The sequence below is a fragment of the Caldalkalibacillus thermarum genome (assembly GCF_014644735.1).
GTDB classification, from domain to species: domain Bacteria; phylum Bacillota; class Bacilli; order Caldalkalibacillales; family Caldalkalibacillaceae; genus Caldalkalibacillus; species Caldalkalibacillus thermarum.
In genome coordinates this window covers 71,509-88,573 of record NZ_BMKZ01000005.1, presented here as the reverse complement: position 1 = coordinate 88,573, position 17,065 = coordinate 71,509, and the positions used below count along the sequence as shown (strand labels likewise).

General features: G+C 47.0%; 19 protein-coding genes and 1 pseudogene. 6 read left to right on the top strand and 14 right to left on the bottom strand.

Annotation, left to right across the window (positions count from 1 at the left end; translation table 11 throughout):
• Positions 1 to 195 precede the first annotated feature (195 nt).
• Entirely contained in the window at positions 196 to 1,134 is a 939-nt protein-coding gene (locus IEW48_RS03495) for an L-lactate dehydrogenase (RefSeq protein ID WP_188622589.1), read from the top strand.
• A gap of 364 nt (positions 1,135 to 1,498) precedes the next feature.
• Here the strand turns inward: IEW48_RS03495 and sigK are convergent, their stop codons facing one another.
• Positions 1,499 to 2,218: an RNA polymerase sporulation sigma factor SigK gene (gene sigK, locus IEW48_RS03490; RefSeq protein WP_007502537.1), complete on the bottom strand. Its 720-nt coding sequence runs from the start codon at positions 2,216 to 2,218 to the stop codon at positions 1,499 to 1,501.
• 314 nt (positions 2,219 to 2,532) lie between these two features.
• On the opposite strand from sigK, the gene IEW48_RS03485 reads away from it, so the two are divergent.
• From IEW48_RS03485 to IEW48_RS03465, 5 genes are all read left to right on the top strand, one after another.
• Positions 2,533 to 3,321 (top strand): phosphosulfolactate synthase, encoded by a 789-nt coding sequence (locus IEW48_RS03485; protein ID WP_188622588.1) that lies wholly within the window; start codon positions 2,533 to 2,535, stop codon positions 3,319 to 3,321.
• Positions 3,322 to 3,597: 276 nt separating this feature from the next.
• Entirely contained in the window at positions 3,598 to 3,762 is a 165-nt protein-coding gene (locus IEW48_RS03480; protein ID WP_188622587.1) for a cytochrome c oxidase subunit 2A, read from the top strand.
• Between the two features lie 25 nt (positions 3,763 to 3,787).
• Complete coding sequence (locus IEW48_RS03475; RefSeq protein ID WP_188622586.1) at positions 3,788 to 4,261, top strand: cytochrome c oxidase subunit II; 474 nt, start codon at positions 3,788 to 3,790, stop codon at positions 4,259 to 4,261.
• Positions 4,258 to 5,928 carry a b(o/a)3-type cytochrome-c oxidase subunit 1 gene (locus IEW48_RS03470; RefSeq protein WP_188622585.1) on the top strand — a complete coding sequence of 557 codons (1,671 nt, stop codon included), beginning with the start codon at positions 4,258 to 4,260 and terminating at the stop codon, positions 5,926 to 5,928. Before IEW48_RS03475 ends, IEW48_RS03470 begins: the two co-directional genes overlap by 4 nt.
• Before the next feature lie 134 nt (positions 5,929 to 6,062).
• Positions 6,063 to 6,308, top strand: a complete 246-nt coding sequence (locus IEW48_RS03465) for a hypothetical protein (protein WP_188622584.1) — start codon at positions 6,063 to 6,065, stop codon at positions 6,306 to 6,308.
• 36 nt (positions 6,309 to 6,344) lie between these two features.
• Here IEW48_RS03465 and IEW48_RS03460 read toward each other — a convergent pair whose 3' ends face one another.
• From IEW48_RS03460 to IEW48_RS03400, 13 genes and pseudogenes are all read right to left on the bottom strand, one after another.
• Positions 6,345 to 8,147, bottom strand: coding sequence for a peptidoglycan D,D-transpeptidase FtsI family protein (locus tag IEW48_RS03460; protein ID WP_188622583.1), 1,803 nt, complete (start codon positions 8,145 to 8,147; stop codon positions 6,345 to 6,347).
• 177 nt (positions 8,148 to 8,324) lie between these two features.
• Positions 8,325 to 8,801, bottom strand: a complete 477-nt coding sequence (greA, locus tag IEW48_RS03455; protein WP_188622582.1) for a transcription elongation factor GreA — start codon at positions 8,799 to 8,801, stop codon at positions 8,325 to 8,327.
• Positions 8,802 to 8,823: 22 nt separating this feature from the next.
• A pseudogene (gene udk, locus IEW48_RS03450) lies at positions 8,824 to 9,192 on the bottom strand (uridine kinase); the annotation flags it as partial.
• A gap of 74 nt (positions 9,193 to 9,266) precedes the next feature.
• Complete coding sequence (locus IEW48_RS03445) at positions 9,267 to 9,923, bottom strand: O-methyltransferase (protein WP_188622581.1); 657 nt, start codon at positions 9,921 to 9,923, stop codon at positions 9,267 to 9,269.
• 16 nt (positions 9,924 to 9,939) lie between these two features.
• Entirely contained in the window at positions 9,940 to 10,395 is a 456-nt protein-coding gene (locus tag IEW48_RS03440; RefSeq protein WP_188622580.1) for an endolytic transglycosylase MltG, read from the bottom strand.
• 138 nt (positions 10,396 to 10,533) lie between these two features.
• Positions 10,534 to 10,857, bottom strand: a complete 324-nt coding sequence (locus IEW48_RS03435; protein WP_007503585.1) for a DUF1292 domain-containing protein — start codon at positions 10,855 to 10,857, stop codon at positions 10,534 to 10,536.
• 74 nt (positions 10,858 to 10,931) lie between these two features.
• The gene (gene ruvX, locus IEW48_RS03430; RefSeq protein ID WP_007503586.1) at positions 10,932 to 11,351 is read right to left on the bottom strand and encodes a Holliday junction resolvase RuvX; all 420 of its coding nucleotides are present in this window, start codon (positions 11,349 to 11,351) and stop codon (positions 10,932 to 10,934) included.
• 64 nt (positions 11,352 to 11,415) lie between these two features.
• Positions 11,416 to 11,691, bottom strand: coding sequence for an IreB family regulatory phosphoprotein (locus tag IEW48_RS03425; protein WP_188622579.1), 276 nt, complete (start codon positions 11,689 to 11,691; stop codon positions 11,416 to 11,418).
• Between the two features lie 69 nt (positions 11,692 to 11,760).
• The gene (gene alaS / locus IEW48_RS03420) at positions 11,761 to 14,403 is read right to left on the bottom strand and encodes an alanine--tRNA ligase (protein ID WP_188622578.1); all 2,643 of its coding nucleotides are present in this window, start codon (positions 14,401 to 14,403) and stop codon (positions 11,761 to 11,763) included.
• A gap of 445 nt (positions 14,404 to 14,848) precedes the next feature.
• A complete protein-coding gene (locus IEW48_RS03415; RefSeq protein ID WP_188622577.1) occupies positions 14,849 to 15,946 on the bottom strand; it encodes an AI-2E family transporter in 1,098 nt (365 codons plus the stop codon).
• A gap of 123 nt (positions 15,947 to 16,069) precedes the next feature.
• On the bottom strand, positions 16,070 to 16,261 hold the full coding sequence (locus tag IEW48_RS03410) for a hypothetical protein (RefSeq protein WP_007503593.1): 192 nt from the start codon (positions 16,259 to 16,261) through the stop codon (positions 16,070 to 16,072).
• 29 nt (positions 16,262 to 16,290) lie between these two features.
• On the bottom strand, positions 16,291 to 16,488 hold the full coding sequence (locus IEW48_RS03405) for a YrzR-like zinc ribbon domain (protein ID WP_188622576.1): 198 nt from the start codon (positions 16,486 to 16,488) through the stop codon (positions 16,291 to 16,293).
• 32 nt (positions 16,489 to 16,520) lie between these two features.
• On the bottom strand, positions 16,521 to 17,018 hold the full coding sequence (locus IEW48_RS03400; RefSeq protein ID WP_007503598.1) for a PRC-barrel domain-containing protein: 498 nt from the start codon (positions 17,016 to 17,018) through the stop codon (positions 16,521 to 16,523).
• Positions 17,019 to 17,065: the final 47 nt, after the last annotated feature.

Sequence of the window (17,065 nt, the reverse complement as noted above, 5' to 3'; positions counted from 1 at the left end):
GGGGTGACTAACCCCCGTCCCCTCACACCACGGCTTAGGACTTCGTCTTGTTGTGCAGACTCCAAATCAGCAAATACGCGTTTAATTGTTTCATTACGCATTGTCTGGAATTATTTTTCAATTTGTCCTTTGATTTCTAGCCGAGTATATGCAATTATAATATGAGCCGTAAAAAGCATAAGGAGTTGATCTATAATGGAGAAAGTAACAAAAATAGTATTAATTGGAACAGGTTTTGTTGGATCAAGCTACGCGTTTGCTGTAGTGAACCAAGGTTTGGCTAATGAGTTAGTGTTAATTGACATCAACAAGAAAAAAGCAGAAGGGGACGCAATGGATCTGAATCATGCCTTGCCATTTGGTTCGCCGATGCGCATCTGGGCAGGGGATTATAGTGATTGTAAAGATGCGGACCTCGTGGTGATCACTGCTGGTGCCAACCAGCAACCTGGAGAAACCCGTCTCGACCTTGTTGATAAGAACGCCAAGATTTTTAAATCCATTGTCAGTGAAGTGATGAAAAGCGGTTTTGTTGGATTGTTCCTGGTTGCAACCAATCCGGTTGATATCCTATCTTATGCGACTTGGAAATATTCTGGTTTACCCGCTCATCGTGTGATTGGATCGGGTACCATCCTTGATACAGCACGTTTGCGTTATTTACTTAGTAAAGCTTATAAAGTAAATCCACAGAATGTGCATGCCTATATCATCGGGGAACATGGGGATTCGGAATTGCCCGTGTGGAGTCATGCAACTCTTGGAGTCCGTCCAATATCGGATTATTTAAAAGAAGGAAAAGGGCCTACCCAAGACGAACTGGATCAAATTTTTATCAATGTACGCGATGCAGCCTACCATATTATTGACCGCAAAGGAGCCACCTACTATGGAATTGCAATGGCGATGGCTCGATTAACTCGTGCCATTTTAAACGATGAAAATTCAGTGTTAACTGTTTCTACGCTACTGAATGGCGAGTATGGATTAAAGGATATTTATATCGGTGTTCCAGCAATTGTTAATCGTTCCGGCATACGCGAAGTAGTCGAGTTGAATCTGAACGAGCAGGAACTGGAAAAACTGCATCATTCAGCAGAAGTGTTAACTCAAATAATGAAAAAAGTATTCTAAAGGACTTTAAAAGGAATGCATACGGCTCCTCTCAGCAAAGGAACGGTTTGAACCGTTTCTTTTTTTCTTGAACGGAACATTAAGCGCATTTAACCATTAAAGCACTTTTCCTCAAGTTCATCTAAATATTTGTCAGGATCCTTCTAAAAACGAAGATGTTTCTTTTGTTCTCGAGTTCGCTTTTCCCATCGCTCTTTTTCTCCTGTATAGGTTTCGTATTTCACAGACCTTAAGCGCAACAAAAGATTGCGGTCTTGAATAGCATCTTCTGTTAAAACGACAATCTTCTTAGAACAAGCCCAGTCCCCAGATGATAGGAGAATTGGGCTATATAACGGCCACATAAAATAAAGAGGGGTACCAACTAACCCCTCTTTTGTTGCGCATTTTTTTTCGTCTTGTAAAACTCATGCAACAATTTCATCAAAGCACGCTTTTCAATTCTGGACACATAGGAGCGGGAAATGCCCAGTTCCTTGGCCAGTTCACGCTGCGTCTTTTCCTCCTCCATATCCAAGCCGAAGCGGCCAATAATCACTTCTTTTTCCCTTTCATCTAATACGTGAATATACTGATAAATTTTATCTTTTTCCATTTGTAACTGCACTTCTTCTAGGACATCCTCAGTATCGGCCTTTAGAACATCAATCAGGGTGATCTCATTTCCTTCCTTGTCTTTACCTATAGGGTCATGAAGTGACACATCTTTCCTCGTTTTCTTTAAAGATCTTAAATGCATCAATATTTCGTTTTCAATACATCGGGCAGCATAGGTGGCCAGCTTGGTTCCTTTATCGGGAGAATAACTTTCAACGCCTTTAATTAAACCAATGGTGCCTATGGATATCAAATCTTCTGTATCCTCCCCCGTATTTTCAAATTTTTTGACAATATGAGCGACTAATCTCAAATTGTGTTCAATTAACAAATTGCGGGCTTCCTGGTCTCCCTTTTGCATACGCTTTAAATATTCCTCTTCTTCCTTCTCGCTTAACGGTTGAGGAAAGGCATTATTTTTCACATAAGAAACAAAAACCATCAATTCCTTAACCAGTAAGGCGATGGTTGAGAAAATTCCCGCCAAGCCCCTCACCTCCCATGCTGTCGTCTCATAGTACTTATCTATATGAGAGGTTGGGCCTGTTCTTGTATGTCCCCAATTAATTTTCCCAAGCTGTCATGCCACGCGGACAACGCTATCCCAGCCTCCAACCCCAGGGTATTGGGTGGCAGTGGATAAATCGCATAATCTGCTAAAGCTGGTATCAAACCTGAAATGGTTTTACATTCTCCCCAATCAGCGGCTAAAAGATAGCTTGAGCAGGAACCTATTCCTCTCCCCTGGAATAAAATGTGCTAGCTAAGATAGGCAAATGTCTGAGAAAGGAGCGCTTTTATGTGAGTGATTCCAAGTTAAACCTGCCCCCCAGGACAACCAAGCCCAGAGCAAAAGGTTTGACAATTTTAATTGATAACGGAGTGCCCGCCGGTTACTTTTCTGATCTCATATCCACTTATGCTCAATTTATTGATTTTGTAAAATTTGGTTGGGGCACCTCTATTGTCTCCGGCTGTCTGGAAGAAAAGATTGACTGTTTGCGCAATCATCAGGTGCAATTCTTTTTTGGAGGCACATTATTTGAAAAGTTCCTTCTGCAGGGAAAACTTAAAGATTATTTTGATTTCTGCCGTAAACATGGATGCCAGTATATTGAAATATCCAATGGCACAGTGAAACTGAGCAACAAAGACAAAGCAAGCATAATTGCCGATTTTGCCAATGAATTCAGTGTTTTCAGCGAGGTCGGCTATAAAGACAGTGGAAAATCCCTCGAGCTTCATCCTGCCCAGTGGGTGGAGTATATTCTTGAGGATCTGGAAGCGGGAGCGTTCATGGTTATCACAGAAGCGAGGGAAAGCGGGACAAGTGGGATATGCAAACAAAACGGGGAGTTAAGGAATGAACTAATTGAAGCATTGCTTAGGGCAGGCATCGATGTGAACCGGCTCATCTTTGAAGCGCCAAACAAGTGGCTGCAATCCTACTTTATTAAAAGGTTTGGAACAAACGTCAATTTGGCCAACATCCCCTTTGGAGACGTGGTTGCCTTGGAAACCTTAAGATTAGGGCTAAGATCTGATACGTTGTATGTATTTGAAGCATCTGCCTCGGGGGAAGGAAAATGAGGGAAAAACGAGATATTCCATCGGCTGTTCCATGATTATTTACTGAACGCCAGAGGACCATCACCTGCTAGCCGCTAACCGCAAAATGGTTTGCAAGCCTGGCAGCTGATGGTCCTTTTTTTGATTGCCAAACTGAACTTGGGCATGATATGAAGTAATTTTGACAAATTGATGACATTCCGTGTCGAATCGAAAAAAATGTGACATAAATCACATGGTTAAGCATCATTCTGGCGTTATGATTTAAATGAATATCAACGGAAAGGAGTCGGTACTATGGCACGCCCTGACTTGGAAACCGGAAAAAAGCAGATACCCATCCAGCGGAAAACGGAAACAGATACATCCCTGAAAGGAACATTGCTCTCTGTATTTGGCCTGGGGTTGTTTATTGTGATCAGCTGGTTGTCTGTCTTTGCCCTGTACCTGTCACGTTCATAACAGTATAAAAGGAGGTTGTCCATGTATGCATCTTCACCGCTATGAAAAATATTGGCTCTATTTTGGAATTGGCACGCTCATTGTTTTTTTATCTGTTTTAGGTGTGGGCGCTTTTGCCATGGGGCAGCACCCGCCCAGCCACGACGCGGTTGTTGACCCGCTCCAAGTGAGCGAAACACCCCCATTTGATGAACCTGGACTTGTTCAAATCGATGATCATACTTACGTGGCCAATCTCGTGGCGATGACCTTTGGCTACCGTCCCAACACCATTGAAATTCCTGTCGGCTCCACTGTGATCTTTGAAGTCACGAGTGAAGATGTGGTTCACAGCTTTACCATTCCAGGTACCAATGTCAACATGATGGTCACGCCCGGCCATGTTAACCAGGCAACACACACATTTACCGAACCTGGTTCTTATCTGGTCATCTGCAACGAATACTGCGGTGCAGGTCACCACTATATGCAAATGACAATCGAGGTGGTTGAACAATGACAGTCAAAGTGAAAGCGGGTACAGAAGTACATCCCAAAGATGCCAAACTAAGCATGGCTTATATCTATGTTGCCTTTGCAGCTTTTTTGACCGGTGCTGTAGCTGGTGTCGTCCAAGGTTTGCAACGGGCGGGCTTAATCGATTTGCCAGCAGGCATCAGTTATTATCAAGTCTTGACCGCTCACGGTGTATTGCTGGCTCTTGTATTTACAACCTACTTTATATTTGCCTTCCTCAATGCGGGCATGAGCAAAACACTGGGCGCTTTTCCAGAGAAGTACCGGCAGGCAGGCTGGATAGGTTTTTATGTTTTAACTCTGGGTACGCTCTTGACAGCCATCATGATCTTGCTTAATGAAGGTACAGTCTTATATACATTCTATGCTCCTTTGCAAGCCCATCCCCTGTTTTATCTGGGATTGACCCTGTTTGTGGTCGGAACATGGATAGCCGGCGGGGCTTTATTGGCCCATTACTTTAACTGGAAACGGGAAAATAAGGGGCAATTGACGCCTCTGTTCGGCTTCATGACCGTGGCCACCATCTTATTGTGGTATATTGCTACCATTGGTGTAGCCGTTACCGTATTACTGCAGCTGCTTCCTTGGTCTTTGGGGATCTCCGAGCGGATTAATGTCTTGCTAAGCCGCACCCTGTTCTGGTATTTTGGACATCCACTGGTCTATTTCTGGCTGATGCCTGCTTATATGGCCTGGTATGTGGTGATTCCCAAAATTATCGGTGGAAAACTGTTTAGTGATGCACTGGCCCGTCTGGCCTTCGTCTTATTCTTGTTGTTGTCTATTCCCGTCGGTTTCCACCATCAGTTGATGGAACCCGGGATTTCACCGTTCTGGAAGTATATTCAGACGGTATTGACCTTTGCCGTCGTCGTCCCTTCTTTGTTAACCGCCTTTACCATCTTTGCCACTTTTGAATTGGCCGGCCGGGCCAAAGGGGCGAACGGATTGTTTGGCTGGTGGAAAAAGCTGCCCTGGAAGGATGTGCGTTTCTTTACTCCTTTCATTGCGATGGTGATGTTTATTCCCGCAGGCGCCGGAGGCATTATTAACGCCAGTCACCAGATGAATGCGGTGGTGCATAATACCCTCTGGGTCGTGGGACACTTTCACCTCACCGTTGGCACCACCGTATTGCTGACCTTCTTTGGCATCTCTTATTGGCTGATTCCTGTCTTAACAGGCCGCCGGCTGACCCCTGCCATCAACCGACTGGGTATCATCCAATCTGTCTTATGGGTGGTGGGCATGTTCTTCATGTCAGGTGCCATGCATGTCTTAGGACTGCTCGGGGCACCGCGCCGTACCGCCTTTACCACCTACCAAGATCATCCTACAGCACTGGCTTGGCTGGAAGGCGTGTTCTCCAGTCAGGTGACCATGTCCATCGGCGGCGTGATTCTGTTTATAGCTGCTTTACTCATGATTTATAATGTGATTAATCTATGCTTTTTGGCCCCGAAAGAACACACAGAGTTTCCGATTGGGGAAGTGGCAGAAGATGCCAGTCAAACACCTCCCCTGCTGGAAAATTGGAAACTCTGGGTGGCACTCGCTGTTGCCTTAATCCTGTTTGCGTATACGATTCCGTTAATGGATATGATTCAAAACGCACCTCCTGGCTCGCCACCGTTCAGACCGTGGTAACCGGTTTGGGATTGACAAAGCCCTAAGCCTTCAGGCTTAGGGCTTGTATTGTATAATCGCAGCTGATTCCGCTTATCCTAAACGGTAAATGTAACACCCGAAAGGAAAACCATACAGATTTGGAGGGGGCAGCCTTGTTCCGCTCATTTCGCTTTTGGCTGACTTTAGGTGCTGTTCTGGTTTGCTTGTTTAATTATTTTGGCTTTGACCGCGACAATCTGTTGTTCTTTTTTGTCAGCATTCCGGCTTGGGTCATTGAAATGTACCGGGAAGTTTATACCGTCAATCCCCTGTTTGTGTATGCCCTAACAATCGGTTTTTATTTTCTGCTGGGTTACAGCATTGACCGGTTATTGGCTAAGAGGGAGCAGGCTGCTTAAAAGTGGACAGGAAGTTAGAGAACAACCCTTAAAAGGTTATTTATTCTGCTTGTCCAGCCAATCCACAACATCGGCAAAAACGCTGAGAGCCAAATTGGGTGTGTTCTCCGGCTGGTTTAAAGCCAGTACGGCAATAGCATAGCGGGGGTTCTGCACAGGATAGTAACCGGTAAACCAGTGATGATTCAGAGGAGTAGCGTTTTCCACAGCGTTGGAGTTCAATTGTGCCGTCCCCGTTTTTCCTGCTGCTTGCCACGGTTTGTCGTTTAACAGCTGCGCTGTTCCTTCTCTTACAACCCCGGCGAGTAACCTTTGCAATTGGTAAGCCGTATAGGGAGAAATAGAAGGACCATTCATGGGCTGTTCATCAAAGTGATAAAATGCCCCACCTGTTTGATATGTTATTCTGTTTACTGCTTTTGCCTGGTACTTCATTCCACCTCTGGTAATGGTGGCGATCATATTGGCCACAGCCAGGGGTGTCAGCTGAACATCCAATTGTCCAATACCCGTTCTTAACAAATAACGGTCATCATTTTTTTCGTGTTCTGGACGATCCGGGGCAAACACCTGCCCTTGTTCTTCCCGGTCCAGCTGTTGAAAAGGAGACAAATGATACACAGCATCCGCATGCCAGCCGTTAAAGTCTAACAAGCCCATTTTGCGGGCGTATCTCTCCAAGGTGTCTGCCCCCAGTTCAACCGCCAATTGGCCAAACACAATGTTGCAAGACTGATAAAACGCTTGGGCAAAGGTCAGGGAGCCGTGCCCTTCTTTTTTCCAGCAGTGAAACGGCGTGCCTTTCAACATGCCGTTACACTCGTAACGGGACTCAAGGGTGGTTAACCCCTCTTCTAATGCTGCGGCTGCAACGGCGATTTTAAAGACAGAGCCTGGGGTATAACGCTTCAGGGCTTTATTTTGCCAGGAAGGATGTCCGGGATCATGACGCACCACATGAGGCCTGCTGGCCATGGCTAATATTTCACTTGTCTCGGTATCCAAAATGACCACCGTCCCCTGCTGTATCCCCCTGTTATCCAACACCTGTTCAACGTGGTGCTGCAAACCGGAATCTATTGTCGTTTCGACCACCAAGGGATAGAACGGATTATCCTGAGCAATATATTTAATGCCCAGACCTTGCAGAGGAAATCCCCGACCATCTACATAATAGGCCAATGTGGTTGGACCAATGCCTGCCAAGAAAGGCTGAAAGGTCCGCTCTAATCCGCTAATGCCCACTTTGCTCGTTTCAGTTAACCTTCCCTGTGCTAACTCGTCAGCAAACTCCTTGCGGATCAATTCTGTATTCTCCCCCAAATAGCCCAGCAAATGGCTGGCAGTCCGCTGGTCAGGAGGATAGCGAAGTTCATAAGGCAAGCCCAAAATCCCCGGGATATTCAGCTGATTGATGGTTTCCGCTTGTTGTTCGGTAATATACATTGTTTGCCCGTTTTTCTTGTATACTTTGGGTTCGCGCAAATCGTTAAGCTCAGCTCTCAATTCCTCAACTGGCACCTGCAACAAAGTGGCCAAGGTTTTTAGTTGATTGTCCAGTCCAGTGATTTTTTGGGACAACGGAAACAAGACAACAACATACACCGTTTCACCGGTCAATACCTTCCCTGTTCTGTCTGTTATTTCCCCCCGTCCACTGTGCAGCACCAACTGCTGCTGCCTTTGACCTACCGCCTGCTTAATTAAATTGATCTTGTGCTGGGAGAAGCTTTCAGTGCCAATCAGCTGAACATAAGCCAGTCTGAAAAAAAGGGCACCCAGACAGCCTGTAAACAAGAGCAACATCCAAATCTTTCTTCTGAAACGAACCGTTTCCATGATTTTTCCCCCTTGCGCAGGACCAAGACCACTGTCAGCTTAAGTATTTGGATCTGTATGTCAGGTAAGCATCAATCTAATTCCAGTGTGGACAGAAAAGAATAAAAAAAAACGTCAGGTCAAAAACCATGACGTTTAAGTTCACTTTATTTTTTATTTATTTAGTGGGACGTACAACTACACACGCACTTCTAAAATTTTCACCTCAATATCTCCGCCAGGTGTATGAATGGTCACGACTTCGCCTACTTTTCTTCCCAGCAAGCCCTTGGCCATGGGTGAATCGTTTGAAATCTTCCCTGCAGCTGGATCCGCCTCTGTGCGCCCTACGATGGTATACTCCTCCGTTTCACCGTCAGGCAACTCCTGTAACACCACCGTTTTGCCAACGGTCACCACATCCTCTTCTTCTTTGGAGGCGTCAATAATTTTTGCGTTGTGGATCATTTTTTGCAGCTGCTGAATGCGCGATTCCACAAAGGCCTGTTCATCACGTGCCGCATCATATTCCGAGTTTTCGCTCAGGTCTCCGTAACTGCGGGCGATCTTAATCTTTTCCACAACTTCCGGACGTTTAACCGTAATCAGGTACTCCAATTCATCCTTTAATTTTTTTAAACCTTCTTCCGTCACAAGTGTTTCCTTGTCCGCCATACTCTGCTTCCCCCTTCATCCGTTATGAAATGTGAGTAACATGATGCTCATCCAAGATGGTTTTTATTTTAGTGACCATAAGATCGATGGCCACTTGATTTTCTCCACCTTCCGGAATGATGATGTCCGCGTATTTTTTTGTGGGTTCAACAAATTGGTTGTGCATTGGCTTGACCACTTGTAAATACTGTTCCACAACTGACTCAATGGTCCGTCCCCGTTCCTTAATATCCCTCAGCAGGCGCCGTATGATTCTCACATCAACATCCGTATCCACAAACACCTTGATATCCATTCTCTCTCTTAAACGCTCATCCTCTAATACTAATATGCCTTCAAGAATGATGACATTCTTCGGTTCAACACGGACAGTCTCTTTGGCCCGGGTATGCCGGGGTCTGATCCGGATCCACCAGCCACTCCAATTACAACAGGCTTTACCATTTGTTGTCTCCTTCCTGGTTTTCAGTTCTCAGATGGCTTTGTTTTCAGCCTGCTGATGGCCAAACCATCACCCACGGGAACAAAACTGGTTTCAAAGCGGGGATGGTCAGCCAGCCACTTGTTATACGCTTGTAACTTCTGAACCAAAGGGGTTAAACGCTTGTTTTCCACTTGGTTATGGACCACATGACCCCTGAAAAGTACATTATCTGAAATAATCAGACCACCAGGTTTTAATCTGGTCCCATACCGTTCAAAAAAGAACCGGTACTGCCCTTTAGCCGCATCTATAAAAATGCAATCATAATGTTCAGAAAGAGACGGAGGATTATCTTTCGCATCTGCATGATGAACGGTAATCCGTTCGGCCAACCCTGCGCGGGCGATATATGCCCGGGCCTGTCGCACTCTCTGTTCATCCCGTTCAATTGTATCGATATGGGCGCCAGGAACCACTTCTGCCATCCAAATGGCCGAGTATCCAATAGCCGTTCCAATTTCTAGCACGCGTTCTACATTGGCTTTTGTTTGTAACAGGATGCTGATCAACTGGATAGAAGCGCGATCAATAATCGGAATCCCTTCCCTGGCCGCATGCTCTTCCATCTCGGCCAACACGGGGTGACCAAGAGGCGTGAGTTGACGCAAATATTGTGTTAGCCGCGGATCTACTAACATAACCGTGCCAGCTCCTTTAACCGCCTTCCTGTAACACCTCGATGATTTTCCTGGCAGACATGCTGGGTGATAACTGATATTGTCCGGCCTTAAAATCACTCACGCCCAAATAACGCACATAATAGTAAAACAACCTTTCGTTTTTAATCAGGCCTGCCTCATGGAGGATTTGTGCAATCTGTGCCGTAGAGGAGCCCTTTGGAATCTCAACTTCAACCACTTCATCTTGAGCTCCTGGATTAACGGGCTTTAGCTGGCTGTACAGGTACAAACTTCCCGCTGCAGCAACAATCACCGCCAGCAAAAAAATAACTCCCAGCGTCACCAGCACCACTTTAAGCGGAGAAGCTGCCTCAACTTCCAAGTACTCCACGTCATCTGGTTCTTCGTTTTCCTTAAGCTTAGTTGAACCGGCTTTTGGCTCAGCTCCATGATCCTCCCCGGCCGGCTTTTTAGTTTTTTCTTCAGCCATGGACACCCCTCCCGTGTCTGTGACTATTATACATCAAAAAAAGAAAACCATCACAGCAATCTGATGGTCTTCTTCAGCTTTCAGCTGGGGCGTTGGGGAGGAAAATACCACCTTCTCAGGCTAATGGTGCCATCTGATTTAATGAATGTCACCCTCCACTTGCTCTTCCTCTAGAAGAGTTTGAAAGGTGGACTCCACAATGTCCCATTCTTCTTCATCCTCGATCAGGTACAGGTTAATGCGTTCCCGGCCTCCGTCGATTTCTCGTGTTTCCTCATAGCGGAAAGCATACACCTCTTGCTCCTCCGCCTCAGGGTCTTTTTCCTGATCGGCGGGCACGAGCAAAATGTACTGTTTGCCGGTTTGTTCCACATCAAACTTGTACAGGACGTTAAACACTTCTTCATTTCCCTCTTCATCAGGGATAATAATGCGTTCCTCTTCTTCTCGGCCCTTAATCATGGTAACACCTCTTTTTTAATTAGTCTATTCACCCCGGCTTCAACAAGACTGGGGTGGAAGCCGGGACAAATGCTTCACCTGCTTCTAGTCTTTGCATCCAGATAACTTTGTAACATAATCACAGCCGCCATTTTGTCAATCACTTGCTTTCGTTTTTTACGGCTCATGTCCGCGGAAAGAAGAATGCGTTCAGCTGACTTGGTAGACAGGCGTTCGTCCCACATCTCGACCGGCAAACCCGTTTTCTCGCGCAACACTTGAGCAAAAGCTTGGCAGCGCGTGCCTGTTTCACCGATGGTGCCATCCATATTCTTGGGGAGTCCAACAATAATTTGACCCACTTGATATTCGGCGATCAGCTCTTCCAACCGGGCCAGGTCACGTTGCAAGTCAGTCCGCTTAATCACCTCAATTCCCTGAGCCGTCCAACCCAGCTCATCACTGACACTTACTCCGATCGTTTTTTGCCCTACATCCAAACCCATGATGCGCACAACATCTGCTCCTTACTCACGGCGAACAGCCATTAATGACTTACAAGCACACTGCATTTTCCTTCTAGCGTTTTGACTCTTCCCGGTAACGTTCCACATAGGCCCGGACGAGCTCTTCGATCAATTCATCCCGTTCCACTTTACGAATCAGACTGCGGGCATTGTTATGTCTGGGAATATAAGCGGGGTCTCCAGACAGGAGATACCCCACAATCTGATTGATGGGATGGTAACCTTTCTCTTCAAGGGAGTTGTAGACGGCTAGCAGTACTTCCTTAGGGTCAACCTCGACCTTTTCTCCTTTGACGTTAAATTTCATTGTGTGATCCATGGAGCTCATGTTGATCCCCCATTTCTTCCAGCATCATCCGCACAACGGTCTGACTTACTTCCTATTGTACTCTAAAACCTAGCTTTGTAAAACAGTTTTAACCAGTTCCGGCACAGTTTTTAAAGCCTCGTCCAATTTATGGGGATCCTTGCCCCCGGCTTGGGCCATATCCGGACGGCCACCGCCACCACCGCCACAGATCGAGGCCACTTTCTTAATCAATTGCCCAGCATGATACCCCTTCTTGACCAGATCTTTGGTCACTCCGGTGACAACCATGGCTTTACCGTTTACATTGGCTCCCAGCACAATGACGGCAGAACCCAGCTTTTGTTTCAGGTTGTCCACCCGGGTGCGCAAGTCATCCATGTCGGTCGCTGACACCTTGGCGGCCAGCACAGGCACGCCATCCACCTCTTGAACCTGATCCAACAAGCGGGAAGCTTCTATTTTGGCCAGTTTACCTTTAAGGGCTTCATTTTCCCGTTGTAATTCTTTTAATTGGCCGTGCAAGGCGTTGATCCGGTCTGGAACGCTGTCTGCTTTCGTTTTTAACATGGCTGCAGCTTTTTTCAACAGCTCTTGATAATGGTTGAGATGTTGATAGGCATACTGCCCTGTAACAGCTTCAATCCGGCGTGTGCCAGCTCCAATGCCGCTTTCGGACACAATTTTAAACAGGCCAATTTCTGCGGTGTTCTTGACATGGCAGCCGCCGCACAGTTCCAGGCTGTAATCACCCACTTTAACTACACGTACCGTTTCCCCATACTTTTCGCCGAACAGGGCCATAGCGCCCATCGCTTTGGCTTCCTCTAATGAGCGGTACATGGTTTCAACAGGAAGATGTTGCCAGATGCACTGGTTGACCAAGGTTTCAATCTTGTGCAACTCCTCATCGCTTAAAGCACTGAAATGGGAGAAGTCGAAGCGCAAGCGGTCCGGTGCCACCAAAGAACCAGCCTGATTCACATGCTCACCAAGCACATCTTTTAAGGCCTGGTGCAGCAAGTGCGTGGCTGTATGGTTTTTGACGATCGCCGCCCGCTTCTTTTCGTCAATCTCAGCTGTCACCACGCTTCCTTTAGTGAGAGTCCCTTTCACCACTTGCCCCTGATGGACATGTTGACCGCCCGGGCCTTTTTGGACATCCTTAATCCGGACTTCAAGGCCGTCTGCCGTCAACACCCCTTGGTCAGCCACCTGTCCCCCGCTTTCAGCATAAAAGGGGGTTTGATCCAGGATAATCTGGCAGCTTTGACCGCTGGGAACAATGTCGACAAACTGGTCATCCACAATCAACGCAAGCACTTTGGCTTGGGTTCTGAGTTGGTCATAACCGACAAACTCACTTTTTTCTTTAAAATCACCTAGTACACCTCCTTGCACCTGCATGCTGTCCACATCTTGCCTTGCAGCCCGTGCCCGCTCACGCTGGGTTTCCATTTCCCGTTCAAAGCCTTCCCGGTCTACTTCAATTCCTTGCTCCCCGGCAAAATCCTCGGTTAAATCAAGGGGGAAACCGTAGGTGTCATATAAGGTAAACGCTTGCTGGCCTGAAAGACGGTTTTCGCCTTTGGCTTTCAACTCCTTAATCATGCCGCTCAAAATGGACAAGCCTTCATGCAACGTTTCATGGAAACGCTCTTCCTCTGTTTTAACCACACTGGCGATAAACTCCCGTTTGTCCACAACTTCCGGATAGAAGGAGCCCATGATCTCGCCCACCACCGGAGTCAATTGATACAAGAACGGCTCGTTGATGCCCAACTCTTTTCCATAGCGGACCGCCCGTCTTAACAAGCGGCGGATGACATAGCCCCTTCCTTCGTTGGAAGGCAAAGCCCCGTCTCCGATGGCGAAGGCCACGGTACGCACGTGGTCGGCAATCACTTTAAAAGCAACGTCATCTTCTTTATTTTCTCCGTAAGGTTTTCCAGACATCTGAGCCGTCTTCTGAATAATGGGCTGGAACAGATCGGTGTCAAAGTTGGTGGGTACATCTTGCAAGACAGAGGCCATCCGTTCCAAGCCCATGCCTGTGTCAATATTTTTCTTCGGCAACGGGGTATAGGAACCGTCAGGATTGTGATTGTACTGGGAAAAGACCAGATTCCAAATTTCCAGATAACGCTCGTTTTCGCCGCCAGGATACAGCTCAGGATCGTCCGGGTCGTTGCCGTAAGCTTCCCCGCGGTCATAGAAGATTTCTGTGTTGGGGCCGCAGGGGCCTTCCCCAATATCCCAGAAGTTATCTTCCAGCCTGATAATGCGCTCTTCTGGCAACCCAATTTCTTTATGCCAGATTTCAAAGGCCTCATCATCTTCCGGGTGAATCGTCACAGACAGTCTCTCTGGATCCAAGCCGATCCAGCGGGGGTCGGTCAGGAACTCCCAGGCCCAGTGAATCGCCTCTTTTTTAAAGTAGTCGCCGATGGAAAAGTTCCCCAGCATCTCAAAAAAGGTGTGGTGGCGGGCCGTCTTACCCACATTTTCTATATCATTGGTGCGGATCGATTTTTGACAATTGACAATGCGCGGATTGTCAGGAATGACCCTGCCGTCAAAATATTTTTTTAAAGTGGCCACGCCTGAGTTGATCCACAACAGCGACGGGTCGTCGTGGGGAATCAGGGACGCACTGGGCTCAACGCGGTGCCCTTTTTCCTTAAAAAAATCAAGAAACATCTCTCTGATTTCAGCAGAAGATAAAGGTTTCACGCTGGTTCCTCCTTCTCTGTATCAGTTGTATCTCATCGAAATAAAAAAACTCTTTCATCCGATCGCTCTGATCAGGGACGAAAGAGAAACTCTTGCGCGGTACCACCCTGCTTATACAAGAAAAGCCCTTTTGCACAGCACGAGCAGCGCTCTTGGTTAAAGCTCTTCTTGTATCACTCCACGGGGTAACGGTCCGGCCGGCAGGGATTAGCTGCACTCTGGAATGGCTTTCGGTTAATTCCGCTCATAAAAGCTCTCTCAACCTGGGCACCCCAGCCTGAAGTCTAACAAGGAGCGCCACTGGAGCTTTCTCTCTGTATGGGGAACTTAACCTACTTCGTTCCGTCATCGTCTTGTCCATCATTTGTTTGTGGACATTATACCCAGTGGCCAGGGGAGTTGTCAACGGCTGAGCGTTTGATCGCTGCTCTCTTTTCCCCTTTATTTAGCCCATTTCTTCTTTGATCCGCTCTTGGGACCGGTAGCGCCGGATATGGAGCACAATATTGACCACAATGACCCTGATCATCACAAAAACAGGGACAGCAAACAGAAGCCCGATAATCCCCCCCACTTCAGCTCCGACCAATAAGGCCAGGATAATCAACATGGGGTGAATGTGCAGCCGCTTGCCCACAATATATGGATTGATCATATTACCTTCCAATATTTGTATGATGATATTAATCACAATGACCCATAAAATGAGGCCCGGATCAGTCACCAGTGCAACAAAACTGCTGGGTACCGCACCTATAATGGGACCAAAAAAGGGGATAATGTTGAACACACCCACCACTGTTCCTAAAAACAGAGCATACGGCAACCCGATGGCGTAGTAACCGATCACAGCCAATAACCCGACCAATAAACTGACAATCAGTTGGCCGCGGATGTATTCCCCTAAGGAGTTATCAATGTTCCGCCACATACGAAACACCATTTTCCTCTTTGATCTGGGGATTAATAAGAGCAACCGTTTTTGTATGCCCTCAATGTCATTCAACAGGTAAAAAGCAAAAAATGGAACCACGAGGAACATAAAAAAATTTCCCAGGGTATCCGTAAGGGAGAGCAACGTTTCTTCCACCCACTGGCGTATGTGTTGTTCAAAATTGTGTATGACGTCGTCGACCGCTCCGTGCAGACCGCCGGGAAGCTGCTCAATCCGGTTGTCAAAACGGTGGTACCACTCAATCAGCTGTTCTTGGACGGCAGGCAGCTGGGCCATCAGGCCCCGGATTTGACCGACAAACAAGGGAAACAGAAGCCAGCACGCCAGGAGCATTCCTCCGAAAAAGAGCGTATAAACCAAGAGAATGGCCAGTGAACGTTTCACTTTTAATCTCATCAACATTTCCACAAAGGGGTGTAACAAATAGGCGACAATGACAGCCAAAATGAGGGGGATCAACACCGTAGCCAGCAAATGAAAGACTGGGCTTAAGTAGGGTGTGATCAAAATCAGCAGATAGATGGAGATTAAGCTAAGCACAATCACGCTGGAACCAATCAAACCGGATAGCGACAGAAACGTTCTCATCACCTTCTCCTTTGCTCTGTGATTATGCTTAGTCTGTGCCGAGCCACCAGACCGTTATTCATTCCTGCATGATGGAAAGCCCTTTTCCCTACGGAAAAGGGCGAATTGACGGAAAAGGAAGCGTTAAATCCGCGCTCGGCGTCTCATCATTCTGATGGTTTGATTCATGTAACGGTTCATCTCTCTTATCATTTCTTGTACAAAAGTCATGATTCGTCTTAGTCCCCTTGGGCGGGATCTCATTCTCATCCATTGCCTCATAGCCAGGACGAGCCCCCCCATGGTTAACAGAGAGGTCAGCATTCCGCGTCTCATGACAATCCCCCTCTCTATCCATTCCCCCGTTAGACGGAATGGACTAAATCATCGTCTTCAAACAGATCATTAAGCGAGCTGAGTGAACCGTCTTCTTCGATTTGAAACACATCGTACTTGCCATTGACAACGGCAAATTCAATGAAGCAATCCCAGCAGTAATACTGGCTGGTGGCAATTTTGCCAATATCTTTTCCTTTGCAATTGGGACAAAAGACAGACTGCATGACACATCCTCCCACAGAGCGGCCTCTGTCAATTACTGTTGCGACATGTCATCAGGGGACATCTGTACGACAAAGGCATCTTTGCCGAACAAAAATTTAGCTGGCTGCCGGATCATATGGCGTCCCTCCAGCATGTCACTAAAGAAGCCGTCCGATAATTCGTACCCTACTATGGTGCCCAATTGTTCATCAAAGTATACATCTTCCAGAACCCCTAATTGTTTCCCGTTGGCTGTTACAACGGGAGTACCCAACATGCTGGGTTGACCTTGCTGAAACAAAAACCATTTGTCGTGAAGTGTGCTAGGTGTTTCAGGAAGGGGTTGGGCCACCGTCACCAGGTCTTCACCGATACTGCGGATGTGTGATACAGGTAAAAATGGCGGTTTGCCAAACCAGGATTGCTTTTCCAGGACCAGTCCCTGCAGGCGTCCTTCCCGGTCAAAGACCAAGTCGGCCACCCGGCCCAGATTCTCACCCGAAGTAATGTTCATCACGACAGAACCAATCACATCACATGCGCGACGCACGGAAAAGCCCCCTTTCCGTACGTTTTTAGTTTGCGGCTTTTGGCCCT

Excerpts from the sequence above, each read along its gene's own strand:
- IEW48_RS03495 (WP_188622589.1), top strand. The coding sequence starts at position 196 with ATGGAGAAAGTAACAAAAATAGTATTAATTGGAACAGGTTTTGTTGGA.
- IEW48_RS03480 (WP_188622587.1), top strand. The coding sequence starts at position 3,598 with ATGGCACGCCCTGACTTGGAAACCGGAAAAAAGCAGATACCCATCCAG.
- IEW48_RS03475 (WP_188622586.1), top strand. The coding sequence starts at position 3,788 with ATGCATCTTCACCGCTATGAAAAATATTGGCTCTATTTTGGAATTGGC.
- IEW48_RS03470 (WP_188622585.1), top strand. The coding sequence starts at position 4,258 with ATGACAGTCAAAGTGAAAGCGGGTACAGAAGTACATCCCAAAGATGCC.
- IEW48_RS03460 (WP_188622583.1), bottom strand. The coding sequence starts at position 8,147 with ATGGAAACGGTTCGTTTCAGAAGAAAGATTTGGATGTTGCTCTTGTTT.
- greA (WP_188622582.1), bottom strand. The coding sequence starts at position 8,801 with ATGGCGGACAAGGAAACACTTGTGACGGAAGAAGGTTTAAAAAAATTA.
- IEW48_RS03445 (WP_188622581.1), bottom strand. The coding sequence starts at position 9,923 with ATGTTAGTAGATCCGCGGCTAACACAATATTTGCGTCAACTCACGCCT.
- IEW48_RS03440 (WP_188622580.1), bottom strand. The coding sequence starts at position 10,395 with ATGGCTGAAGAAAAAACTAAAAAGCCGGCCGGGGAGGATCATGGAGCT.
- IEW48_RS03435 (WP_007503585.1), bottom strand. The coding sequence starts at position 10,857 with ATGATTAAGGGCCGAGAAGAAGAGGAACGCATTATTATCCCTGATGAA.
- IEW48_RS03425 (WP_188622579.1), bottom strand. The coding sequence starts at position 11,691 with ATGAGCTCCATGGATCACACAATGAAATTTAACGTCAAAGGAGAAAAG.
- IEW48_RS03415 (WP_188622577.1), bottom strand. The coding sequence starts at position 15,946 with ATGAGAACGTTTCTGTCGCTATCCGGTTTGATTGGTTCCAGCGTGATT.
- IEW48_RS03410 (WP_007503593.1), bottom strand. The coding sequence starts at position 16,261 with ATGAGACGCGGAATGCTGACCTCTCTGTTAACCATGGGGGGGCTCGTC.
- IEW48_RS03405 (WP_188622576.1), bottom strand. The coding sequence starts at position 16,488 with ATGCAGTCTGTCTTTTGTCCCAATTGCAAAGGAAAAGATATTGGCAAA.